This is a genomic window from Serratia sp. H402Y (assembly GCF_051172415.1).
Taxonomy (GTDB): domain Bacteria; phylum Pseudomonadota; class Gammaproteobacteria; order Enterobacterales; family Enterobacteriaceae; genus Serratia; species Serratia ureilytica.
This window is the reverse complement of record NZ_JBPIYZ010000001.1, coordinates 2419214-2442911: the sequence shown is the minus strand read 5'-3', so window position 1 is coordinate 2442911 and position 23698 is coordinate 2419214. Positions and strand designations below refer to the sequence as shown.

Annotated in this window: 21 protein-coding genes and 2 tRNA genes; 13 read left to right on the top strand and 10 right to left on the bottom strand. The window is 58.7% G+C overall.

The features are described 5' to 3' along the window. The first annotated feature begins 89 nt into the window (after positions 1–89). The 4 genes from ACSBQS_RS11875 (at position 90) to gap (ending at position 4048) form a co-directional block, all read left to right on the top strand. Positions 90–1112 carry an LLM class flavin-dependent oxidoreductase gene (locus ACSBQS_RS11875; protein WP_047025387.1) on the top strand — a complete coding sequence of 341 codons (1023 nt, stop codon included), beginning with the start codon at positions 90–92 and terminating at the stop codon, positions 1110–1112. Positions 1113–1124: 12 nt separating this feature from the next. Continuing rightward, on the top strand, positions 1125–1859 hold the full coding sequence (locus tag ACSBQS_RS11870; protein ID WP_033651818.1) for an SDR family NAD(P)-dependent oxidoreductase: 735 nt from the start codon (positions 1125–1127) through the stop codon (positions 1857–1859). 126 nt (positions 1860–1985) lie between these two features. After that, entirely contained in the window at positions 1986–2960 is a 975-nt protein-coding gene (locus ACSBQS_RS11865; protein ID WP_033651909.1) for a GlxA family transcriptional regulator, read from the top strand. Between the two features lie 77 nt (positions 2961–3037). Further along, positions 3038–4048: a type I glyceraldehyde-3-phosphate dehydrogenase gene (gap, locus tag ACSBQS_RS11860; RefSeq protein ID WP_033643676.1), complete on the top strand. Its 1011-nt coding sequence runs from the start codon at positions 3038–3040 to the stop codon at positions 4046–4048. Positions 4049–4102: 54 nt separating this feature from the next. Here the strand turns inward: gap and ACSBQS_RS11855 are convergent. Next, positions 4103–4178: transfer RNA gene (locus ACSBQS_RS11855), tRNA-Asn, on the bottom strand. Between the two features lie 99 nt (positions 4179–4277). Next, the gene (gene mtfA, locus ACSBQS_RS11850) at positions 4278–5078 is read right to left on the bottom strand and encodes a DgsA anti-repressor MtfA (protein WP_033651816.1); all 801 of its coding nucleotides are present in this window, start codon (positions 5076–5078) and stop codon (positions 4278–4280) included. A 92-nt stretch (positions 5079–5170) separates the two neighbouring features. On the opposite strand from mtfA, the gene ACSBQS_RS11845 reads away from it, so the two are divergent. Beyond that, a tRNA-Ser gene (locus ACSBQS_RS11845) sits at positions 5171–5260 on the top strand. A 112-nt stretch (positions 5261–5372) separates the two neighbouring features. On the opposite strand, the gene ACSBQS_RS11840 is transcribed toward ACSBQS_RS11845, so the two are convergent. Both ACSBQS_RS11840 and ACSBQS_RS11835 read right to left on the bottom strand, forming a co-directional pair. Further along, a complete protein-coding gene (locus ACSBQS_RS11840; RefSeq protein ID WP_046687396.1) occupies positions 5373–6746 on the bottom strand; it encodes an MFS transporter in 1374 nt (457 codons plus the stop codon). Between the two features lie 256 nt (positions 6747–7002). Next, positions 7003–8898 (bottom strand): bifunctional sugar phosphate isomerase/epimerase/4-hydroxyphenylpyruvate dioxygenase family protein, encoded by a 1896-nt coding sequence (locus tag ACSBQS_RS11835; protein WP_033651815.1) that lies wholly within the window; start codon positions 8896–8898, stop codon positions 7003–7005. A gap of 229 nt (positions 8899–9127) precedes the next feature. On the opposite strand from ACSBQS_RS11835, the gene pcaH reads away from it, so the two are divergent. Genes pcaH through ACSBQS_RS11820 form a run of 3 tightly spaced genes read left to right on the top strand, consistent with a single transcriptional unit; the run spans position 9128 to position 11477 of the window. After that, positions 9128–9865: a protocatechuate 3,4-dioxygenase subunit beta gene (gene pcaH / locus ACSBQS_RS11830; protein WP_016927158.1), complete on the top strand. Its 738-nt coding sequence runs from the start codon at positions 9128–9130 to the stop codon at positions 9863–9865. Next, positions 9865–10485, top strand: coding sequence for a protocatechuate 3,4-dioxygenase subunit alpha (gene pcaG, locus ACSBQS_RS11825; RefSeq protein WP_016927159.1), 621 nt, complete (start codon positions 9865–9867; stop codon positions 10483–10485). The genes pcaH and pcaG overlap by 1 nt, the downstream gene beginning before the upstream one ends. A 59-nt stretch (positions 10486–10544) precedes the next feature. Then, entirely contained in the window at positions 10545–11477 is a 933-nt protein-coding gene (locus ACSBQS_RS11820; RefSeq protein WP_028128141.1) for a LysR substrate-binding domain-containing protein, read from the top strand. Between the two features lie 9 nt (positions 11478–11486). Here ACSBQS_RS11820 and pcaDC read toward each other — a convergent pair whose 3' ends face one another. Genes pcaDC through ACSBQS_RS11795 form a run of 5 tightly spaced genes read right to left on the bottom strand, consistent with a single transcriptional unit; the run spans position 11487 to position 16552 of the window. Beyond that, a complete protein-coding gene (pcaDC, locus tag ACSBQS_RS11815; protein WP_434990890.1) occupies positions 11487–12641 on the bottom strand; it encodes a bifunctional 3-oxoadipate enol-lactonase/4-carboxymuconolactone decarboxylase PcaDC in 1155 nt (384 codons plus the stop codon). Continuing rightward, positions 12632–13981: a 3-carboxy-cis,cis-muconate cycloisomerase gene (locus ACSBQS_RS11810; protein WP_033643671.1), complete on the bottom strand. Its 1350-nt coding sequence runs from the start codon at positions 13979–13981 to the stop codon at positions 12632–12634. Before ACSBQS_RS11810 ends, pcaDC begins: the two co-directional genes overlap by 10 nt. 3 nt (positions 13982–13984) lie before the next feature. Beyond that, positions 13985–15187: a 3-oxoadipyl-CoA thiolase gene (pcaF, locus tag ACSBQS_RS11805; RefSeq protein WP_099782187.1), complete on the bottom strand. Its 1203-nt coding sequence runs from the start codon at positions 15185–15187 to the stop codon at positions 13985–13987. Between the two features lie 10 nt (positions 15188–15197). Further along, positions 15198–15851, bottom strand: coding sequence for a 3-oxoacid CoA-transferase subunit B (locus ACSBQS_RS11800; protein WP_016927164.1), 654 nt, complete (start codon positions 15849–15851; stop codon positions 15198–15200). An 11-nt stretch (positions 15852–15862) separates the two neighbouring features. Continuing rightward, positions 15863–16552, bottom strand: a complete 690-nt coding sequence (locus ACSBQS_RS11795; RefSeq protein ID WP_033651809.1) for a 3-oxoacid CoA-transferase subunit A — start codon at positions 16550–16552, stop codon at positions 15863–15865. Between the two features lie 189 nt (positions 16553–16741). Between ACSBQS_RS11795 and ACSBQS_RS11790 the strand changes: the two genes are divergently transcribed. Together ACSBQS_RS11790 and ACSBQS_RS11785 are read left to right on the top strand one after the other, a co-directional pair. Beyond that, a complete protein-coding gene (locus ACSBQS_RS11790; RefSeq protein WP_033643667.1) occupies positions 16742–17554 on the top strand; it encodes an IclR family transcriptional regulator domain-containing protein in 813 nt (270 codons plus the stop codon). Positions 17555–17681: 127 nt separating this feature from the next. Next, the gene (locus ACSBQS_RS11785; protein WP_434990594.1) at positions 17682–18314 is read left to right on the top strand and encodes a helix-turn-helix domain-containing protein; all 633 of its coding nucleotides are present in this window, start codon (positions 17682–17684) and stop codon (positions 18312–18314) included. A gap of 57 nt (positions 18315–18371) precedes the next feature. On the opposite strand, the gene ACSBQS_RS11780 is transcribed toward ACSBQS_RS11785, so the two are convergent. Next, complete coding sequence (locus ACSBQS_RS11780; protein ID WP_342184600.1) at positions 18372–18806, bottom strand: DoxX family protein; 435 nt, start codon at positions 18804–18806, stop codon at positions 18372–18374. A 1609-nt stretch (positions 18807–20415) separates the two neighbouring features. Between ACSBQS_RS11780 and ACSBQS_RS11775 the strand changes: the two genes are divergently transcribed. From ACSBQS_RS11775 to tssC, 3 genes are read left to right on the top strand one after another with little or no spacing between them, the layout of a single operon-like run. Beyond that, positions 20416–21381: an ImpA family type VI secretion system protein gene (locus ACSBQS_RS11775; RefSeq protein ID WP_434990590.1), complete on the top strand. Its 966-nt coding sequence runs from the start codon at positions 20416–20418 to the stop codon at positions 21379–21381. Positions 21382–21405: 24 nt separating this feature from the next. After that, the gene (gene tssB, locus ACSBQS_RS11770) at positions 21406–21963 is read left to right on the top strand and encodes a type VI secretion system contractile sheath small subunit (RefSeq protein ID WP_033643663.1); all 558 of its coding nucleotides are present in this window, start codon (positions 21406–21408) and stop codon (positions 21961–21963) included. Next, positions 21960–23486, top strand: coding sequence for a type VI secretion system contractile sheath large subunit (tssC, locus tag ACSBQS_RS11765; protein WP_033643662.1), 1527 nt, complete (start codon positions 21960–21962; stop codon positions 23484–23486). Before tssB ends, tssC begins: the two co-directional genes overlap by 4 nt. Positions 23487–23698: the final 212 nt, after the last annotated feature.

Sequence of the window (23698 nt, the reverse complement as noted above, 5' to 3'; positions counted from 1 at the left end):
TTTAGTGCGATCGGGGGCGATTTTGCTGGCGCAAAGCGCGCGATTTTTGTCACTGTAGGCCCATGTTTTGCCTTTGAGGATGATGCCCGATGAAAAAGATTGGTTTTCTCTCGTTTGGCCACTGGACGCCTTCCGCCCAGTCCGGCACCCGTTCAGCGGCGGATGCGCTGCTGCAGTCCATCGATCTGGCGGTCGCCGCCGAAGATCTGGGCGCGGACGGCGCCTATTTTCGCGTGCACCATTTCGCGCGTCAGTTGGGATCGCCGTTCCCGCTGCTGGCCGCCATCGGCGCCAAAACCCAACGCATCGAGATCGGCACCGGCGTGATCGACATGCGCTATGAAAATCCGCTGTACATGGTGGAAGACGCCGGCGCGGCGGATCTGATCGCCGGAGGGCGGCTGCAGCTTGGCATCAGCCGTGGCTCGCCGGAGCAGGTCATCGACGGCTGGCGCTATTTCGGCTATGCCCCGGCCGACGGCGAAACCGACGCGGACATGGCCCGCCGCCATACCGAAGTGTTCCTGGAAGCGCTGCGCGGCGAAGGGTTCGCCGAACCCAATCCGCAGCCGATGTTCCCGAATCCGCCCGGGCTGCTGCGGCCGGAGCCGTTTTCCGCCGGGCTGCGCGACCGCATCTGGTGGGGCGCCGGTTCGAACGCCACCGCCGTCTGGGCGGCGAAGCTGGGCATGAACCTGCAAAGCTCGACGCTCAAGAACGACGAAACCGGCGAACCCTTCCATATCCAGCAGGCCAAGCAGATCCGCGCCTATCGCGCGGCCTGGCAAGAGGCGGGCCATGCGCGCGAGCCGCGGGTTTCCGTCAGCCGCAGCATCTTCGCGCTGGTGGATCAGCGGGATCGCAACTACTTCGGCGGCAGTGGTAAGGAAGGCGACCAACTGGGATATATCGATGCGCAAACCCGGGCGATCTTTGGCCGCAGTTACGCCGCAGAACCTGACGCGCTGATCGAACAGCTGGCGCAGGACGAGGCCATCGCCGAAGCGGATACGTTGCTGCTGACCGTGCCTAATCAGCTGGGCGTGGAATACAACGCGCACGTCATCGAATCGATTTTAACCCATGTCGCGCCGGCGCTCGGCTGGCGCTAAACGGAGGATGGCATGTCACGCATTTTCATTACCGGTTCGGTGGACGGGCTGGGCCGCGCCGCCGCGCAAACGCTGTTGGACGAAGGGCATCAGGTGATTCTGCATGCGCGCGCACCCGGCCGTCTGGACGCGGTGCGCGATCTGCTGGATCGCGGTGCACAGGCGGCGATCGGCGATTTGTCCGATGTGCAGCAGACTCGGCAGCTTGCCGAGCAGGTCAATCGCCTCGGCCGTCCGGACGCGGTGATCCACAATGCCGGTATGTTTACCGGGCCGCAGGTGATGCCGGTGAACGTCATAGCGCCCTACCTGCTGACGGCCCTGATCGAACGTCCCAAGCGTATCGTCTACCTGAGCAGCAGTATGCACTTTGACGGCGTGGCGGAGCTGAACGGCGTAGATTGGCTTGGCGGCGCCGCCGGTTCTTATTCGGACAGCAAGCTGTTCGTCACCACGCTGGCCGCCGCCGTGGCGCGCCTGTGGCCCGACGTCATCAGCAGCGCGGTCGATCCCGGCTGGGTGCCGACCAAAATGGGCGGCGCGGACGCGCCCGACGATCTGGCGCTGGGGCATGTGACGCAGGCATGGCTGGTGAGCAGCGATGAACCTCAGGCCCTGGCGTCCGGCGGCTATTGGCATCATCAGCAGCGGTTCGAGCCTCACGCGGCGGTACACGACGAGGCGTTTCAAACGGCGCTGCTGGCGCAATTGGCGCGCGCCGGCGGGGTGACTCTGCCACAGATTTAAATGACTATTCCTTCCAGGCCCGTCGGGGTTATCGGCGGGCTTTTTTATGCCCGCAGGGTGAACCGGCGGCGCTTTTCTTATACAGTGGCTTCCTGACCTGTTTTGACCGTTCTCTCTATTATCGCCATGCACACATTCCTGATTATCGTCCCTGAAGGGGGCATGCTGTTCGAAGCGGCGGGCATCGCCGATATCCTGATGCAGGCTAATCGCCTGAGTGCCGCCGAGACGCCGCTGTATCAGATCGCGGTCGCCACTACGCAATCTCACCGAGTGGTGCACGGCCTGTCAGGCCTGAGCCTGCTTGCCGACCATCGCCTGGCGGATCTCGATCCGTTCCTGCCGCGCGATACCGTGATCGTCGCCGGCAAAGGGGCGAGCGAAGAAGAGGGCGCCCTGGTGGCGGATTGGCTGCGCCGCGCGGCGCCGCAGACGCGCCGTATCGCCTCCGTTTGCGGCGGCGCACTGTTGCTGGCCGAAGCCGGGTTGCTGGACGGACGGCGGGCGACCACCCACTGGCGACTGGCGGAAACGCTGCAGGCGCGTTTCCCGCAGGTGCAGGTCGAAAACGGCCCGATCTACGTGCAGGACGGGCCGATTTGGACCTCCGGCGGCGTCAGCTCCGGCTTCGACCTGACGCTGGCGCTGGTGGAGGACGACTACGGCTTCGTGCAGGCGCGTGAAGTGGCGCAGGATCTGGTGATGTTTCTGCGCCGCCCCGGCGGGCAGGCGCAGTTCAGCCGCTACCCGCTCAACCAGGCCAAATCGCCGGGCCCGATCCGCGACCTGCAGTCCTGGATCCTGGAGAATCTCGCCGACGATCTCAGCGTTGAACGGTTGGCCGAACGCGTGGCGATGAGCCCGCGCAACTTTACCCGCGTGTTCACCCGCGAGACGGGCATTTCTCCCGCCAAATTCGTCGAAGAAGGGCGGTTGCATACCGCCAGACAGCGCCTGGAGCAGAGTGCGCAAGGCATCGAACAGATCGCCCTGGCCACCGGCTTTGGCAACGGCCTTAACCTGCGGCGGGTGTTTGAGCGAAAACTGCAGCTGACCCCGAGTGAATACCGCGAACGCTTTCATGCGCGCAATTTGGCGTAAATTGATCGGTAAACGTCATTTACGCCGCTTTGGGGCAGGGCTAGAGTTGAGGCAAAGCCCAAAACGAGGAGTGCATCATGGTGAGAGTAGGCATTAATGGATTCGGCAGGATCGGACGCAACGTGCTGCGCGCGGCGCTGGGGCGCAGCGATTTTGAAGTGGTGGCGATCAACGATCTGACCGACAGCAAGACGCTGGCGCACCTGCTGAAATACGACACGCTTTCCGGCACGCTGGCGGCCAGGGTCGAAGCCGGCGACAACCAGCTGCTGCTGGACGGCCGGCCGATTCAGGTGTTTTCGCAGCGCGATCCCGCCGAGATCCCCTGGAGCAGCGTGGGTGTGGACGTGGTGATCGAAGCGACGGGCTTCTTTACCGACAAGGCCAAGGCGGAAGTGCACATCACGCATGGCGGCGCCAAGCGGGTGATTATCTCGGCGCCGGCCAAGAACGATGACATCACGCTGGTGATGGGGGTTAACGATCACCTCTACGATCCGGCGCTGCATAAGGTGGTCAGCAACGGCAGCTGCACCACCAACGGGCTGGCGCCCGCCGCACAGGTGCTGCATCAGGCGTTCGGCATCGAATACGGGCTGATGAACACCACTCACGCCTATACCAACAGCCAGGCGCTGCACGATCAGCCGGAAAAAGATCTGCGTGGCGCGCGGGCGGCGGCGGAGTCTATCGTGCCTTACTCCAGCGGTGCGGCCAAGGCGCTCGGCAAGGTGATCCCCGAACTGGACGGCCGCCTGACCGGTTATTCACTGCGGGTGCCGGTGCCGGTGGTTTCCATTGTCGATCTGACGGTGACGCTGAAACGCCCGGCGACGGCGGAGGAGATCAACGCGGCGTTCCGCGCGGCGGCGGCGTCCGGCCCGCTGAAAGGGATCCTGGGCTACAGCGATGAGCCGCTGGTGTCGAGCGACTACCGGGGCGATGCGCGTTCGTCGATCATCGACGGCTTGTCCACGCTGGTGATCGGCGGCAATCTGGTGAAGGTGCTTGCCTGGTATGACAACGAGTGGGGCTTCTCCAATCGGTTGGTCGATCTGGCGCTGCTGATGGAAAAGCGCGGGCTGTAAACGCCCAACAGCAAAAAGCCCGCTTAAGTTGCCTTAAGCGGGCTTTTCTAAATATGGCTCCTCTGACTGGACTCGAACCAGTGACATACGGATTAACAGTCCGCCGTTCTACCGACTGAACTACAGAGGAATCGTGTGAACGGGGCGCATCATATCCAGCTGCCCCAGGTGTGTCAACGCTAAATTGCCCCAGGCGGTGCGACTGCTCGGTATCTGAGCAATAAGCCTGTCAATCAGCCCATTGCGCGTCGTTTTCTGCCTGGGCGCGCAGCAGGCGCGCCAGCGGATCCTGGCGGTAGAAGCGGCAAAAGTGCTGATACAGCGCCGGGAAGCGTTCGGCCAGCAGCTCGGGGGCGCTGAAGAAGTACTCCGACAGCACGGCGAAGCACTCGGCCGCATCGGTGGCGGCGTAGGCATCCATGCTGGCGGCCTCTTCGCCGACCATGTCGATCTCGTCCTGCAGGCTTTCCATCGCGGCGTGCAGATCATGTTCCCAGGCGGCCACCTCGCGCAGCGGGATCGGCGGCACGCCGGTGGCGACGCCGCCGTTGCGCATATCCAGCTTGTGTACCGCTTCGTGGATCACCAGATTGAAACCGGAAAGGTCGAAAGAGTCCTGCACGTCTTGCCAGTTGAGCACGATCGGTCCCTGTTCCCAGCTTTGGCCGGACTGCACCACCGGCCCCGAGTGCACCAGGCCGATCTCGTCCTGCCATTCGTCTTCCACCACGAATGGGGTGGGGTAGAGCAGAATTTCGTTGAAGCCGTCGAGGCACTCCGCGCCCAGCTCCAGCACCGGCAAGGCGAACAGCAGGGCGATGCGCGCCTGCATCTGCGAGGTGAGCTGCAGCCCCTGCAGCGGCACGATGCGCTTTTGCTGCAAAATCTGCCCGGCGACGGCCACCAGCCGCTGCCGCTCTTGCTCATTCAGCGGCGAGAGCAGCGGGATCGCCAGCGCGTCCCGCCACTGTGCCTGGGTATCCGCCTCGGGTTGAGAAGGTTGAGTCGCTTTCCACGGCCATTTAATCATCAGGTTGCTCGTAAAGTCGTCACTTGAACGTTCAGCGGTATGCTAATGCTGTAAAAATGCCGTAAAAGCGGGCATGATAGCAAGCGTTGTCAGGAGAGATGCCGGAGCGGCTGAACGGACCAGTCTCGAAAACTGGAGTAGGGGCAACTCTACCGGGGGTTCAAATCCCCCTCTCTCCGCCATTATTCAATCACTTACGAAAAAATCTTTCAACGATCCCCATCACAGTTAAAGCGCCCCGGCCCTGCAGGCCGACACGCCTTCCCCTTTGTTCTCGATTATTTCCCGACGCAATCAAACATCATTCGAACGCGCATCCAGATAGGCGGCATATTGATGCTCTGTCGCTTGACGCGCCTGATGACGCCGTTTAGCGACGATCATCGCCACCGTCAGCAGGGCGGGAAGCGCCAGGACGGCGAAAATGGTGCTGAAGCTCCAACCGAGCGCCAGCATTTCAGCCCCGGCCAGCGCGCTTAAGATAGCGCCCAAACGGCCGATGCCGTGCATCCAGCTGGAGCCGGTGGCCCGCGCTTCGGTGGGGTAAAAGCTGGCCGACAACGCGTTCATGCCGGTGTTGGCGCCCCCGATGCAGAACCCGATGGCCATCGCGCAGCCGCCCATCAGGAGGGGGTAACCCATCGCCATCCCCATCAGCAGAGTGAACAGCGCCCCCAACCCATAAATCGACGCCAACGCGCGATGCGGTTCGGATCTGTCCATCAACCACCCGGAAAATAGCGACCCTAATGTCCCGCCCGCCTGAAACAGCGCGGTGATGACCGCCGCTTGCGCGATGTTGAAACCGCTGTCTTTAATCAGCAGCGGCAGCCAACTGCCTAAGGTGTAGTACAGAAACAGCGCGCTAAAATACGCGCCCCACAGCATTAAACTGCCGAAGCGATACCGTGCGCTCACCACCAGTTTAACCGGATGGGTGCAGACCTGGCCCGGCGGGGGCAGAACGACGGTAGAATGTCGAAAATCGCGATCGGGCGCCAGTTTCGCCAGAATGCGCTGAATGCCGCCCTGATCTGCCCGTTTCGCCACCAGGAAACACACCGATTCGGGTAACGCCGCCATCAGCACGGGCGCGAACAGCAGGGGCAAGATCCCGCCGAGCAGCAGCACGGCATGCCAGCCGAAGCGCGGCATCAGCCAGGACGCGGCGAATCCGCCCAAGGCGGCGCCAAAGGTGAAGCCGCAGAAAACCACGGTAATCAAGAAAGCGCGGCGTCGGGCGGGCGCGAACTCCGCCACCAGGGTGCCGACATTCGGCATGGCGGCGCCGAGCCCCAATCCGGTGAGCAGGCGAAATAACATCATCTGCTCCATATTTTGAGAAAACGCCGTCACCAGCGTCCAAACGCCAAAAAAGAACACGCTGTTGATGATGACGACTTTGCGGCCGAATCTGTCTGACAATGGCCCGGATAGCATCGCGCCCAGCGACAGGCCAATCAGCGCCGCGCTGATCACCAGCCCCAGTTCGCGGTTAGTGATTTGCCAATCCGCCTTAAGCTCTGGCGCAATAAATCCCATGATAACGATATCGAATCCATCCAGAGCAATGATGCAAAAGCCGAGCAGCACGATCATCTTTTGCCATTTGCCTAACGGGCGGTCGTCGATCAGCGCCCGAACATTGATTGCGTTGTTTCCCGACATGGAGGTGCTCCCGGTGCAGTAGTTGAGTGCCATCACTATAAGCAGCCCCTGGGCGGACGTTAAACGGCGATAATCGAAAAAATGTGCGTTTATCGGACAATTGAGCCGGCGGTGAGTGACGAGGCAGTGTTAACTTTATGTTATGAAAAGGGATTGCCGTGAGAATGGCGGCGCCGGAGGCCACTGAGAGTGTGAGCGCGATCATTAACCTTTTCAGTAAGATGGAAGAACAGGCGGGCCTTGATGGCCCGCGCGATTAACGCATGGCGGTGAGCCGAACCGGGGCGTTGGCGGCCCCAAAGCCGCGGTAGCCGCCTCGGCGCTCCAGAAGTTCGAAGAAGAAGCGGCCTTTTTCATAGGGAACGGTGTAGACATGCAGCAATTCTCCGCCCTGATCGTCTCGATCGTAGAGCACATTGCCCGCTTGCAGCTGTGAGAGGAAAGCGGGGTCGAGATCGAAACGCGCTCTGAGATCGTGATAGTAGTTATCGGGAATACGCAGCGTTTTTAATCCGCGCGCCTGCGCCGCTTTCACCATGCTGAACAGATCCTCGCAGCCAAAGGCGACGTGCTGCAAGCCTGCGCCCTGATAGGCGGTTAACGCCTGGGCGATTTGCGTTTCCCGGCTCACCGACATATTCAGCGGCAGCCGGATGGCGTCGTTGGGGCTGCGCAGGACGCGGCTGCGAACCAAACCCAGCGGATCGGGCAATTCCCACTCGTTGTCCTGCACAAAACCCGGCACGCTGCGCAGGAACATGATCCAGTTGCCGCTCGATTCATCCGCCAGCGCAATCGCCAGGTGATCGATGCTCTGCAGCGCGGGCGGCGGCGCGCTGCGATGCGTCAGATGAAAATCGGCGTGATAAATATCGTTCTTGGGATCTTCGTCCGCTTCCACCAGATAAATCAGGCTGCCGTCCGGTGCGCACAGCGCGGGGATTTGCCGCTCGTTGGGGCCGGTTTCGCCTTGCCAGATGGCGTACCCGTAGTCTTGCGCCCGTTGCAGTAAACGCGCTACGCCGCGCACCCGCCACGCCACGGCGCACAGGGAAATGCCGTGCAGGTGATAATAGCCGCTGGCTTGGCTTTCCGGCTGGGCATTCAGAATGACATTCACTTTGCCGTTGCGATAGAGGGCGACGCTTTTGGAGCGGTGCTCGCCGGCGTGAACCAATCCCAGCTGCGTCAGCCATTGGCCCATCGCCAGCCCGTCGTTGTGCGAGACGGCAAATTCGATAAACTCCAGCGCCAGCAAGGGCGGATGCGGCTGCGAATGGAATAAGGAACGTTCCATGAGCGAGGCCATGGCGTTGGGCAGCAGAGGCTGTTTGGCCAACCAGTCATAGGTTTGCTCCTCCAGCCACAACAACGATCGGAAACCGTCCTGGGCCGTGGGGAGCACCGGCGAGGCGCGGAAACCATCGTTAAATATCTCCAGCGACCAGGCGCCGCGATAGCCATGCGCGGAAAGTTGGGTCATGAACTGGGTCAGATTCAGCTCCCCCTGGCCGGGGAAGCAGCGGAAATGGCGACTCCAGGCGAGCACATCCATCTTCAACAGCGGGGCGTCCGCCAGTTGGACAAACACGATTTTTTCGGGCGGCACGTCCTCGAGGCCATCGAGGTTATCGCCGCGCGACAGGATATGAAAACTATCGAGAATGATCCCCAACGCCGGATGATCTACGGCCTTCACGCGCGCCCAGGCGTCGCGCCACATATTCACGTGACGTCCCCAGGCCAGCGCTTCATAACCGACAGTAATATCATACTCGGCGGCCAACTCCGCCAACGCGCGCAAATCGCTCACTTGCGTGGCCATGTCTTCGCTGCTGTCGGGCGAGACATTGCTGCAGAGCAGCATGCGAGAACAGCCCAGTTGCTGCATGACTTCGAACTTGCGCGCCGCGCGGGAAAGGTTCTGCGCCAGCGTTTCGCGCGGGCCTCCTTCGAAGTCCCGAAACGGTTGGAACAGTAAAATTTCCAGGCCCAGTTCGGCGCACAACTCACGGATTTCCGCCGGTGAGCCGGGGTAGTAGACCAGATCGTTATCGAAAATTTCGACGCCATCAAAGCCTGCGGCGGCGATAGCCCGCAGTTTTTCCGGCAGCGAACCCGATACCGAGACCGTCGCGATAGAACGTTTCATCATTGCCTCCAGTTAAGCGGTCATGGATGACCTGAAAGCGACCATTCAGCAGCGAGGCGGACCACCGACGGGAATTGAATCATGTTATGGACCAAATGAAATGTTTCGTCAATTCAGAACATTCCATTACTTTTTGTTATATAAAGCGATCGGTTTTCTCACTTTACTTTTACATATTGCGCTTCCTACACTCTGTCGACATGTACCCTCAAATAATAAGGATACCGGGATGAAAAGTGATTGGATGGCGCGAGAACTGGTGCATCGCGATTACAGTCATCACCCGCCGGCGCTGGCGCCGCTGTATAAAACCAGCGTGCTGCGGTCGCCGCGCAATGCATTAATTTCATTGCAAAACTCGCTGTCTGAACTGACCGCCCCCGTCTTCACGCCAACGGATATCGGCCCGCTGGATCACGATCTGATTCTGAATTACGCCAAAGACGGCTTACCGATCGGCGAGCGGATCATCGTGCATGGATTTGTGCGGGATGCCTTCGGGGCGCCGGTGCGCAACGCCCTGGTCGAGGTATGGCAGGCCAATGCGGGAGGGCGCTATCGCCACAAGAAAGATCAGTATCTGGCGCCTATTGATCCCAACTTTGGCGGCTGCGGCAGGATGCTGACCGACGACAACGGGTATTACTGTTTTCGTACGATCAAGCCGGGCCCGTATCCCTGGCGCAATCAGGTCAGCGACTGGCGTCCGGCGCATATTCACTTCTCGCTCTCCGGCGAGGCGTTCGCGCAGCGCTTGATCACGCAGATGTATTTCGAAGGCGATCCGTTGCTCGTTCGCTGCCCCATCTTGCAGTCGGTAGGCAGTGACGATGCGATGCGCACGCTGATTGCCGAGCTGGATATGCACGCCGCCGTGCCGCTGGACAGCCTGGCTTACCGCTTCGATCTGGTGCTGCGGGGCCATCGAGCCACGTGGTTTGAGAACCGTACACAGGGAGCCGCGTGATGAAAAAGTATTTGTCTGAAACGGCCTCGCAAACCGCCGGGCCTTATGTGCACATCGGTTTGGCGCCGCATGCCGCCGGCTTTGATATTTTCGAGCGTAATTTTACCCATGTGTTGACGCAACCGGAGACGCGCGGGGAGCGCATCGTGGTGGAAGGGCATGTCTATGACGGCTCCGGCACGCCGGTTCGAGACGCGCTGGTCGAAGTCTGGCAGGCCAATGCCGCCGGGCGATATCAGCACCCCGCCGACGGCCAGTTGGATAAGCCCGACGATCCGGCGTTTCGCGGCTGGGGGCGAACCTGTTCGGATTTCACCAGCGGCCTGTGGCAATTCGAGACGATTAAACCGGGGCGCGTGACGGGGCGCGACGGACGGTTGATGGCGCCCCATCTCAATCTGTGGATAGTGGCCCGCGGCATCAACATCGGGTTGAACACGCGTCTCTACTTTGCCGACGAACAGGCGGCCAATGCCGAAGATCCGGTGTTGAATCTCATCGAGTGGGAAAAACGGCGCAGCACGTTATTGGCGCAAAGGCGGCAGCGCGGGGATCAGACGGTGTACCATTTCGACATCTGGTTACAGGGCGAGAACGAAACCGTTTTTTTTGATATTTGATCCTCCGTTCGCCCTGACAATGAGCTTGCCGCGCCGGCGGCAAGTTAATACTATAAATCATGAACATGACTTCTCGCTTTAGCCAACGCATCCGCCTTCGTCATCTGCACGCCTTTGTCGCTACCGCGCAACAGGGGACGTTGGTGCGCGCCGCACAGCAATTGGGCATCACGCAGCCCGCGCTCTCTAAAACGCTCAACGAACTGGAAAGCCTGGCCGGCGAGCGCCTTTTTTCGCGCAATCGGCAGGGGGCGGAACTGACCGCCGCCGGAACGCGTTTCCTGCAGGATGCCAGCCGCGTTTTGGATGCGCTGAATGTGTTGGGGCGCACGCTTGCCTCGGACAGCGAGGCGCTGCCGGCGCCGCTGCATATCGGCGCGCTGCCCACCACGCTGGTGAGTCTGGTCGCGCCGGTCGTGGTGGGGTTGCAGCAGCAATCCCCCGGCTGGCGCATGCAGGTTACGACGCTGGCCAACGATGCGCTGATGATGGCGGTGAGATCGGGGCAATTAACGTTAGGCATCGGGCGCATGTCAGACCCCTCCCGCATGGAGGGGCTCAACTTCGAGCTGCTGTACCATGAAACGCTGCGGCTGGTGGTTGCTCCTCATCATCCGCTGTTGCATTCGGATGTCTCGCTGGCGGAAGCGTTGAGCTGGCCATTGGTGCTCTCCCCGCGGGGTACGGTGCCGCGTCAGAATGCGGAGGCGCTCATTGTCAGCCACGGGCTGGCGGTGCCGGAAGGGTGCGTCGAGACGTTGTCGGTCACGCTGGCGCGCTGCCTGACGCTACAGTATGGCTATGTGTGGCTGGTGCCTTACGGCGCGGTGCGTGACGACTTGTTCAGCAATCACCTGCGTGCGCTGCCGTTGCCTACCCAGGGCATGGCCGAGCCGCTGGGCATCATTACCCGGCAAGAGGCGCTCTCGTCCCCTGAGCAGCAGCGCCTGATTGCTGCGCTGCGCCAAAGGGTGCTGGATGTGCCGGTATAACCGCGTCTTCTAGTCGTCCGGTCGCCGCCCGGCGTCGTGTTCGGCAAAGACGGACTGCGCCAGATAAAAAGCGGCGTTCGAGGCGGGTAAGCCGCAGTAAAGCGCCGCATGCATCAGAACTTCTTTGATCTCTTCACGCGTGACGCCGTTATTGAAGGCGGCCCGGATATGCATTTTCAGCTCAGCTTCGCGATTCAAGGCGATCAGCATCGCGATGGTGATCAGGCTGCGGGTATGGCGCGACAAGCCCGGACGCGTCCATATTTCCCCCCAGGCGTAGCGAGTGATGAAATGCTGAAACTCCTCGTTGAGCGGCGACAGCGCCGCGAGGGTATTATCGACATGCTCATCGCCCAACACCGCTCTGCGCACCGTCAGGCCTTGCTGATAACGTTGCCGCTGCGTGAGCTGCTCATCCAAAAAGGCCCGGAACGCGCGGTTAAATGCCCGCCAGGCTTCGATGCTGGACAGATGGGCGGCGGGCAGGATGACGCATTGCGCGTCGGGAATGCCTGCCGCCAAGGCTTTTGCATCGTCGACGGTCGTTACCGCATCCTCATGTCCGGCGATAACCAGCGTCGGAACGCGGATGCCTGCCAGCTCGGCGCGTAAATCGGCGGTCGCCAGCGCGTCGCAGCAAGCGGCATAGCCCTCGGGATCGCAGGCGGTGAGCTGTTGCACGACGGTTTGCACCTTGACGGGGGCGGATTGGCAAAATGCCGGGGTGAACCAGCGCGCTGCCGCGCCATCGCTGACGGCGGACATGCCGCACTGGCGCACCCGCGCGGCGCGTTCTCGCCAATGCTCCGTCACCCCGATTTTCGCGGCGCTATTGGCGATCGTCAGCGTCAGCAAGCGATCGGCATGAAAGCGCGCCAGCCATAACCCCGTCAGCCCCCCCATGGAGATGCCGCAGAAATGCACCCGATCAATCGCCAGAGTGTCCAGCAGGGACAGCACCTGTTCGCCCAGTCGCGCCAGCGAGCCGGGCTGTTCATCGGGCGCAGAGTCGCCGTGGCCGGCAACGTCGTAGCGCAGAATGCGATAGTGGGCGATGAACGCGTCGCGCTGCGGCTGCCACATTGATAATGAGGTGCCCAGCGAGTTGCCAAACAGAATAACCGGGGCGTTTTCAGGCCCCTCAAGGACATAATTCAACATGATTGCTCCCTCTCGGCCATCGCCAGGACTTGTTGAATGAAACGCTGCGTGCTGCCGGTGGCATTGGCCGGATCGAGCAAGGTTTCCAGGGTTTCCCGGCTGAGTCGGGAAGAGACTTCCGCATCGGCACACAGAAGGGTTAACAGGGGTTGCTGGGTGGCCAGGGCTTGCCGGCAGCACCGTTCTATATGATGGTGCGCCTGTTGACGGCCGAGGGTGGGGGCCAAGGCCAGGGTAACCGATTCAGCCATGATCAGCCCTTGCGTCAGCGCCAGATTGCGCCTCATCGCCGCTTCATGCACCTCCAGACCGTTAATGAGATCCAGGCTTTGCGCCAATGCCGCCCCGCTCAGCACCAGGAGCTGCGGCAGGCTTTGCCACTCGGCCTGCCAGCCGCCCAGCGCGCGTTCGTGCTCCTGCACCAGGCCGGCATACAATCCGGACATCAACGCAGGCAGACGGTTGGCCGCGCTGAGGATGGCGGCGCAAAGTACCGGATTGCGCTTATGCGGCATCGTGGAGGAGCCGCCGCGTCCGGGGGCCGACGGTTCGCTGATTTCAGCGACTTCGGTCTGCATCAACAAAGACATGTCGCGCGCCAGCTTGCCGAGCGAGCCCGTCAGGCCGGCATACCAACTCGCCAGCTCCAACAACCGATCGCGTTGGGTATGCCACGGCGTGGCGCTGCGCGGCAGGGCCAGCGCTTGCGCCAGCGCCCGCTCAACGCGTTCGCCCTGTTCGCCGAGCGAGGCGAGCGTGCCGGCCGCGCCGCCGAATTGCAACGCGAGCACGCGTGGCCGCATTTCAGCCAGACGAGCCCGATAGCGCAGCAAGGCGTCCAGCGTGCCGGCCAGCTTCAGCCCCAGCGTCGTTGGCAAAGCGTGTTGCAGCCAGGTGCGGCCCACCATTAACGTTGCGCTATGGCGCCGGCATTGCGCCGTCAGCGCCGCAATCAGCTGATTGAGCAGCGCGTCGGTTTTATCGAGCGCGCTGCGCAGTTGCAGCACCAGCCCGCTGTCAATCGCATCCTGACTGGTCGCCCCCCAGTGAACGAAACGCGCCGCTTCCGGTGAGGTTTGCGCCACCAACGCCGTCAATTGTTTGACGAGGGGAATGGCTAAATTGCCCGCCAATCCGGCGGACTGCGTCAGCGCGGCGGCGTCGAGCTTTTCCGCCTGGCAGTGGCTGCGTATGATCCGCGCGGACGCGTCATCGATAATCCCTGCAGACGCCAGGGCCTGCGCCAGGCCGGCTTCGAAATCAAGCATGCCCTGCAGCAGCGCCGTGTCGCTGAAGCAGGGCGTTAATGGCGAAGCCATAAACATTGCGCTATAGAGAGACATTCGTTATATCCGTTCCAGAATCAAGGCGACGCCTTGCCCGACACCGACGCACATGGTGCACAGGGCAAAACGCCCGCCGGTGCGCCGCAGTTGATAAGCGGCGGTCATGGCCAACCTGCCGCCGGATGCCCCCAGGGGATGCCCCAGCGCGATAGCGCCGCCGTTAGGGTTGACCCGTTCCGCGTCATCCGGCAGTCCCAGGGCGCGCGTCACGGCCAGCGCCTGGGCGGCAAAGGCTTCATTCAACTCGATGACGTCCATTTGCGCCAGGCTCAAACCGGTTTGCGCCAGCACTTTGCGGACCGCGGGAACCGGCCCGTAACCCATGATGCGCGGCTCTACGCCGCAGGCGGACATGCCGACCACACGCGCCAGCGGGGCGAGTCCATACTGCACCGCCGCGCGTTCGCTGGCAATGAGCAGGGCGCTGGCCCCGTCGTTGATGCCCGAGGCGTTGCCGGCGGTGACGCTCCCCTCGGGGCGCACGACGCCTTTCAGGGCGGACAGCGCGGCCAAAGAAGTGCTGCGGGGATGTTCGTCGCGAACCAGGCTGAGCGGCTCGCCTTTGCGTTGCGGAATGCTGACGGCGATCAGTTCCTCATCAAACAGGCCCAGCTCCTGAGCGCGGGCGGTGCGCTGTTGGCTGCGCAATGCAAAGGCGTCTTGATCGGCGCGGCTGACGGCGAAATCGCGAGCCACATTTTCGGCGGTTTCAGGCATGGTTTCGACACCGAACCGCGCGCGCATTTGCGGGTTGATAAAGCGCCATCCCATCGTCGTATCTTCCATTTTCAGCGATCGGCTGAAGGCGCTGTCCGCTTTGCCGGTGACAAAGGGCGCGCGCGACATGCTTTCCACGCCGCCCGCGATGATGACCTCCGCTTCGCCGCATTTAATGGCGCGCGCCGCCATGCCTACCGCGTCCAATCCCGAACCGCACAGGCGATTGAGGGTGGTGCCCGGCACGGTGTGGGGCAATCCGGCCAACAGCAGCGCCATTCGCGCCACGTTGCGGTTGTCTTCACCGGCCTGGTTGGCGCACCCCAGAATAACGTCATCAATGGCGTGGGGATCCAACTGCGGCAGTCGGGCAAGCAGCGCCTTCAGGGGCAGAGCGGCCAAATCGTCGGCGCGCAGCGCGGATAATGCGCCGCCGTAACGGCCGAATGGCGTACGAACGGCATCGCAGATAAAAGCCTGTTGCATGGCGATTTCCTCAAGCGGGGATCAAGTCAGATTGCAGTAAACGTATCGGGGTTAACGCTTGCAGCGCGTCAAAGGTGAGCCCCGGACACAGCTCCCGCACCTGTGGGCCGTCCGGGGTGATATCAATGATTGCCATATCCGAATAAATGCGGCTGACGCAGGCCAATCCGGTCAGCGGGTAGCTGCACTGTTCCACCAGCTTGCATTCGCCGGTCTTGGTCAGATAGTCCATCATCACATAGACTTTGCGCGCGCCGATGGCCAGATCCATGGCGCCGCCCACCGCCGGGATCGCGTCTTCGGCGCCGGTGCTCCAGTTGGCCAGATCGCCGGCAGCCGAGACCTGATATGCCCCCATCACGCAGATATCGAGGTGGCCGCCGCGCATCATGGTAAAAGAGTCGGCGTGATGGAAATAACTGCCGCCGGGCAGCAAGGTCACCAGTTCTTTACCGGCGTTGATGAGTTCCGGATCTTCTTCGCCCGGCGCGGGTGACGGCCCCATGCCGAGCAGGCCGTTTTCGCTGTGCAGAATCACCTCTTTGTCGGCGGGCAGGTAGTTAGCGATGCGGGTCGGCAGCCCAATCCCGAGGTTGACGTAGGCGCCTTCCGGAATATCGCGCGCTACCCGTTGGGCTAATTGGTCACGGGTTAATTTTTGCATGTTATGACTCCTCAGGCAGAGAGGGAAAAGGTCGCGGGGTGCGCCACCGCCACCAGGCGCTGGACGAAGATGCCCGGCGTTATCACGTTTTCCGGATCCAGTGCGCCAAGCGGCACCAATTCAGCGACCTGCGCTATCGTCGTGGCGGCGGCCATCGCCATCACCGGGCCAAAATTACGCGCTGCTTTGCGGTAAACCAGATTGCCCCAGCGGTCACCCCGATGGGCCTTTATCAAGGCAAAATCCGCCTTTAAGGGCGTTTCAAATACGTAATGCCGTCCGTCGATTTCACGCGTTTCTTTGCCTTGCGCCAGCGGCGTGCCAAAGGCGGTTGGGGTGAAAATGCCGCCCAACCCGCTGCCGGCGGCCTGCATGCGGGCGGCAAGGTTGCCCTGAGGCACCAGTTCCAGTTCGATCGCGCCGCGGCGATAAAGGTCGTCAAAGACCCACGAATCGGCCTGGCGCGGGAAGGAACAAATCATCTTTCGCACACAGCCGGTCTTGAGCAGCGCCGCGAGGCCGCTGTCGCCGTTGCCGGCGTTATTGCTGATTACCGTCAGCTCGCGGGCACCGTGTTCAATCAGCGCATCGATCAGTTCCAGCGGCTGTCCCGCGGGGCCAAAGCCGCCAATCATGATGCTCGCGCCGTCCGGAATGATGGACACGGCGTCTTCCAGGGTGGCCACACTTTTATCGATCATCTGTTGTTCCTTTCATTCGGCGCCCGCCGGGGGAGTGTTTATCGTCAATGGGAAAAGTAGATCGTCCCTTTCAGGCAAACAATACCGATTATCGAAAAAGTGTGCGATTATCGGCTATTCTTTGAGGGGCATTCGCAGGTTGTGATCGTCGGCACACCGATATTTCAGGCAGACAGCGGGGTAACGAGAATGGAAAAAGAACAGGAAATTACGCGCAGCAGCACCGATCCCTGGAAGGGGGATCCCGACTTTATGGCCTCTTTGGCGCGAGGATTGGAGGTCCTGCAGGCTTTTACGCCGCAGCGGCGGCTGATGTCGGTGTCGCAGATTAGCCAGCGTACCGGCATTCCGCGCGCGGCGGTGCGCCGCTGCCTTTACACCCTGAGTAAGCTGGGCTTTGTGTACGCGGAAGACGGCAAGAATTATGAGCTGCGCCCGCGCGTCTTGTCGCTGGGTCACAACTGGCTGGGGGCTTCGCCGTTGGCCAACGCCGCGCAGCCGGTGTTGAGGCAACTCAGCCAGACGCTCAATGAGTCCTGTTCCATGGCCATATTGGACGGCGATGACATTCTTTATATCGCCCGCGCATCGACTTCGCGGATCATGACCATCGATTTGCACGTCGGCAGTCGCTTACCCGCCAGCACGACGTCGATGGGGCGGGTGCTGCTCAGCGGGCTCGCCAGTGAGACGTTGAACGACTATTTGGCGCGATTGACTCAACTGCGTTACACCAGCCATACCCTGGTGAGCGTCAGCGCATTGCGGGAAGAGCTGGCGCGCGTGCGTCAGCAGGGATATGCCATCAACGATCAGGAACTGGAGATTGGCCTGCGTTCACTGGCGGTGCCGCTCACCACGCCGGACGGCCGCATCGCCGCGGCGTTGAACGTCGGCGTGCATGCCGGCCAGGTTTCCGCAGAGCGTTTGCATCAGCACCACCTGCCTTTGTTGCGCTCGGCCGCCGAAGAGATATCGCTGCTGTTGCACGACTCACCTTGAGCGAGCGCGCAGGGGGCGTATGCGCCCGATTTTTTCCGCGTCTTGCGGCGCGATGCGGTGTTGTATTGTGGGCCGCGGGTAAGGTAATTTGCTGAGGGCATGATGACTGACGCGGGGGCCAACGGACATGAACGAAAGAATCGACTACCACATCGAGAAATACCATTTCGCGCCGCTGGATGAAGCCCCGCGGCTTGCGCGCCAGTGGAGCGAGGTGTTGAACGAGTGTCGCCAGGCGCAGGCGGGCGCGGAAGAGCGCCTGCGCATTGCGTTGCTCAACGTGGACTATGTGACCAGTTTCGAATTGCCGTTTCGCTTATTGCTGGTGCGGGCGCCGCAGCTGATTGCCGGCCTGCGCGATGAGCTGTCGATCAGTCAAAAAAATGTGGTGTTCAACGGCAAGCGCTTTGGCTGCGTTTACAGCCTGAAGAGCGATTTAAGCGACGTGCCCGAGGCCTTCCAATACGGTCTGTCGACCCGAATTCACCGAACCTCGGCGTCGGGCGTGGACGCGCTGCCTTACCGGGAAATCGCCAAGGTGCTCAAGGCGCCGCGTGAGCGGCTTAAGCTGGCGCTGGAGCAGGGGCTGCGCGTCACGGCGCTGGACGGACTGTTCTGGTTCGGCATACAGCGCATCGCCGCCGAAGTGCGCAGGCTAAGAAAAACCGGCATGACGATCGTGACGGCGGAAACGGAGATTTTCGACACCCTGACCGGCACGACGCGCAAGGTACCGGTTTACCGGCTGGCCGATCGTTAATGGCCGTTACAGAAAAGAGGAGGCTCAGACCAGAAACCTCCTTATTGATAGCGCGGTTTATCGATAAGCTTCATTGCGCGCGATGGCATACTTCCCGCTGCCCAGCAGCAGTATGGCGACCCCACCCATAAAGAACACCAGTTCGTTTTCAATGCCCCAGGCGCCGACGTCGGTGACGGTGAAGACCTTGCCGGTGCCCACCATCAAAAACGCCACCACCAGCGTGAGGGCGTAAACCCCTGCGGCGGGGCGGGTGAACAGCCCCAAAACGATCAGCATCGGCGCCAGGATCTCCCCAATATATACGCCATAGGCGATGAAGGCGGGCAGCCCTTGTTGTTGTAACGCATCGGCGATCCAGCCGACGCCATGCTGAACTTTCGCGACGCCGTGAAACAGCATCAGCCCGCCGAAGGTTAGCCTGAGCGCCAATTTGCCTGCGTCCGGGTGGTCAAAAAAGCGAGTGAATGCCGCATTGAGTGACTTAACCATGGCTTTTTCTCCTGAATAGGAATGATTTTCAATCAATATATCAGTCGGATGAATGCGAAAGCTGTTCTGGATCAGGAAAACGGCGGGCTTGGCGTTAAATCGCCGGACGAGGCCGGCGATGCGGCCTGATTTTTAGGCGGAATAACCTGTGCGCACGGGCCGAACCGGGGATGAGAAAAGTCATCGGCAGGGTTGGCCCGCCGCGTAGCCCATCTCTTTTCTGTATGTGTTGGCTACCTGATTTGCGTTTTCATCAATGATTGTCAAAGGACAGGCAACGTAAAGATTCATAAGGTTTTTTTGCAGCAATGAAAAGGTGCGCGTTTTCGCTTTAATAACCCAATAGAGTTACCTGTATTTTTATTTTGAACCGCTAAATCATTAAGGCTTTTTTACGGCCTTTTTATTGGGAATTATCTTGCTTATTTTGCCTTGCGAAAGTTGATCCTGTGGGACGCACGCCCAGTGGCGGGTTTTATTTTTATAGATTTTCTTATTTTTTGATGACAATTCAATGCCGAAGAGAATGAGTGAGATTGACTGAGGGGGTTATGAGTGGGTGTAAATTTCCATGAACTATTTTTCCTGGCGTAAAAGTAATCGATTCAGCGCTGTTTTAAGTTATTGAATTGTTTGTTTTATGTATATTGATTTGTTATTTTTTTATTAAAAAAATAATATTTTTTCTTGATATTGGGTTTGCCTTTGCTAGTATCAAATTAGTGGTCTTATCAGTTAGGGAAACATTTCTTGTATATGGAACAGATCGCTGGTCTTAACACGGTTACTGTCATTGCAGCGCTTACGTGGTTATTTCGCGGTTATAGTAAATGATATCTCTAATGCCACTTTAGTCTGCGAGACCCTTTACCGCAGTGGTGCTTTTGCCGCGGTAAGACGTATGAGAACACACATGAAGGGGAATTGAATCTTAAATTATTCTGATCATTACCCTGAGTTAACTATAAAAGAACGATACTTTATCCACCAGGCTGTTTGTGTACCAATAGGTATTCGGTGCACCACGGCGGAATGTTAATCTGTGCTTTAGCTTTAAAATTAATAATCAAAACTCTCGCCAAATTGTTTATTTTCACACCAGGTTTCGCATGTGTAAGTACTGAGTGCTGGAAATGAAAGTCACACTGCCATCGTTTTCTATTGATCATTGCGTGCTACCCGCTTGCAAGAAACGACTGGCTGTCATGGTTTTATGAAAAAATTTCACTATTTACTGTGGTTATCATTTGCTAATTAAATTATTTGTATCCAGTGGTATTACTGGAATTATCCTACCAAGGATGAAACGTTGTTTTTAGGGCAGTTTTTGATTTTTTTCCTATTCTTAGCTTGCATAATTATTGTTTGCAATTTATTGATTTTAAAAGGAAAAAATAAATATGTAAATGTAAAATAGTTTAAACCGATCACTGCGATTCTATTGATAGTTTTAATCTATTATTGTTGTTAATATTAATACATCTAAACAATTTGCGAGCTTGGTGACGACTAACTTACGCTAAAAGGACTCTGGGAAAGACTGGCGAACGTAAAAGCCCGCTTTATTAGGCTTTATGTTTCTAGTGCTGATTGAAAAGGATATCAGGCCATGAATGAAGTCATCTCAACGGAAGTGAATGGCGTCGAATTTGATCCACGATACAGTGAAATTGAATTCACGCTTTCGGAATATGACAGCCAAACCGATCCGCTTAATGCCATAGACAATGCGCGTGATATCAATTGGCACGCCATTCGCGAGCAGTCTGCCGCGTTGCTGGAACAGTGCTTCGATTTACATGTCGTGCTGTGGTTTATGCGCGCCAATCTTCATATCGACGGTTTTTCGGCCTTCTACCAGGGCATTAAGGATATTGACGCCAAATATGCCGAGGAGGGCGCCACCATTTTCCCTCAGGCGGATATGGAACCCTCATCGGACAGCTTTCATGCGGCTGCATTAGGGTGGCTCGCCACATCGTCCTGTCTGCACGAAATCAAGAACAGCAAGATTTTTCCCGACACGCCGTTAACCACCGACGAGCTGCTGAATATGCGGCTTGACGAGCAGGAAGGCAAAAGCCTGCATTTTTCGGAGGTGGTAAAGGTGCTGGGGCAAGCCGACAGTTATTTTGCCGGCAGAAATCTGCCTTCGCTGAAAGAGCAATTGGCGCTGGAAATCGATGCGCTGGAGCGCGTCGAGAATTACGCCAATCTGCAGGCCGAAGATTATCGTTTGGACTGCCGGCAGGTGCGCGACTATTTGAAACAGTTCAACCGCCAGCTGGCTTCACTGGAACAGCAGGAATTGCCGGCTGAACGGGATGACGCGGAGATTGACTCGCCGGATGCTGACGCGCCTGTCGCCATGCCCGGCAAATATATCCGTTCCCGGCAGGATGTCATCTTGCTGTTGGATCAGGTTTTGGACTATTTCCAAAACTATGAGCCCAGCCATCCGGCCCCCATTCTTATTCGACGTTCACAAAAAATGATCGGTATGGACTTCGCGACGATTGTTGAGGAGCTTTTGCCGGAATCTCTGGCCTCGTTAAATCAATTGTCCGGGAAGTAATTTTTATCACAAAGGAGTTTTCCAATGGCTAAGGACTCAAGCTCTCAGAAATTTATCGGTAAAAATAACGCGCCGCGCGTGCAAATTGAATATGACGTAGAGCTTTACGGTTCACAAAAGAAAGTGGAGTTGCCCTTTGTTACGGGGGTCATGTCCGATCTCTCTGGGCATCGGAAAAAGCCTTTGCTGCCGATCGAAGAGCGGAAATTCCTGACCTTTGATCAGGACAACTTCAACGATCGCATGCGCGCCATCAAGCCTCGTCTGCAATTTTACGTAGAGAACACCCTGAGCGAAGACGATGCGTTGCTGGACGTGGAATTGGAGTTTGAATCGATGGATGACTTCACGCCTGGCGCCATCGCCAAACGGGTTCCGCAGATGCAACGCCTGCTTGAAGCCCGGGAGCATCTCACGGAGCTGATCACCTATATGGATGGTAAATCCAGCGCGGAAGAAGTGGTGAAGAATCTGCTGGAGAAACCCGATTTTCTGCATCGTTTGGTGACGGATGCGCGTAAAACGGTCGCGGATGCGGAACAGGATGTGCAGGATTCCGGCAATAAAGGAGATGAGGAATGAGAGCGAGGCAACGACGCTATTCGGCTAAGCAGCAGGCTACGGCAGTCGCTGAAGTTGAAACGCAGGAAACGGAAAATGAGCTTGACGGTTTGCTCAAGCGTTCATTCCGGCCCAGAACGAACGAGGCTTCGGAAGCGGTTCGTCGGGCTATCGGCACGCTGTCCGAATATGCCAATAAAGGCAAGGTCAAGGTCAGCCAGGATGTCGTATTGACCATTGAATCGTTGATTGCCCAGATCGACGAACAGCTTTCGCAACAGATGAACAATATCTTGCACCACAAGGAGTTCCAGAAGCTGGAGTCCGCCTGGCAAGGTTTGAGTTATCTGGTCGATAACACCAACGTCAGCGAAACGCTCAAGATCCGGGTGTTGAACATCAGTCAGGATGAGCTGACGCGCAATTTGCGCCGCTATCGGGGCTCCGCCTGGGATCAAAGCCCGGTGTTCAAACAGATTTACGAACAGGAATATGGTCAGTTCGGCGGCGAGCCGTTCGGTTGCATCATCGGCGATTTTGAATTCGATCACAGCCCGATGAGCGTCACGCTGCTGACCGAGTTGGCGAAAATTTCCGCGGCGTCGCACTGTCCGTTCATTTCCGCCGCGTCGCCGTCGCTGCTGCAGATGAGCAAGTGGAACGAACTGGGCAACCCGCGGGATATCGGCAAGATTTTCACCACGCCGGAATATGCGTCCTGGCGCCGCCTGCGCGAAAGCAACGACTCGCGTTACCTGGTGTTGACGATGCCGCGTTTCCTGTCGCGTTTGCCTTATGGGGCGAAAACCAACCCGATCGAAGAGTTCGCTTTCGAGGAGTCTGTCAGGCCGGATGTGGATGATGATTTTTCCTGGGCCAACTCGGCGTATGCGATGGGTGTCAACATCAACCGCGCGTTCCATGAGTACGGCTGGTGTTCGAAGATTCGCGGCATCGAATCCGGCGGCTCGGTGGAAGAACTGCCCGCCTACGCGTTTCCTTCCGATGAGGGCGGATATGAACTGACGTGCCCGACGGAAGTGGCCATTTCCGATCGGCGCGAGCAAGAGCTTTCCGACGCCGGGTTCTTGCCCCTGGTCTATCGCAAGCATTCCGATTTCGCCGCTTTTATCGGTTCTTGCACCATGCACGCGCCGGCGAAATACGAGGATCCCGACGCGACGGCCAACGCCAAGCTGTCTTCGCGCTTGCCTTATATTTTCGCCACGTGCCGATTCGCGCACTATTTGAAATGCATCGTGCGCGACAAAATCGGTTCTTTTCGGTCCAGGGACGATATGCAGCTGTGGCTGAATGACTGGCTGATGAACTATGTCGATGGCGATCCTTCCGTATCGACCGAGGCGACCAAGGCGCGTCGTCCATTAGCCGCCGCCGAGGTGCGCGTTGAGGATGTAGAAGACGATCCGGGTTATTACCGCGCGCATTTCTATTTGCGCCCGCATTACCAGTTGGAAGGCATGACCGTGTCCTTGCGACTTGTATCAAAACTTCCGTCAGCCAAAAAAGATGGGAGCAGATAAGTTACGGCTGGTCATTGGTTTGGATATTGCCGACGTTAATTATTAAATGGCGTTGGTGGGAATTGATATTTCATTGAAATTTAGTGGCGCTGTTTTTTACGCTATTGCTATTTATTAATGGCTAATGGGTTCTCATTGTCGCTATTTCAATGATCGCGTAGGCAATATAACGACTTATCTGAATAGACTTTTCAATTAACGAAGTAGACCTA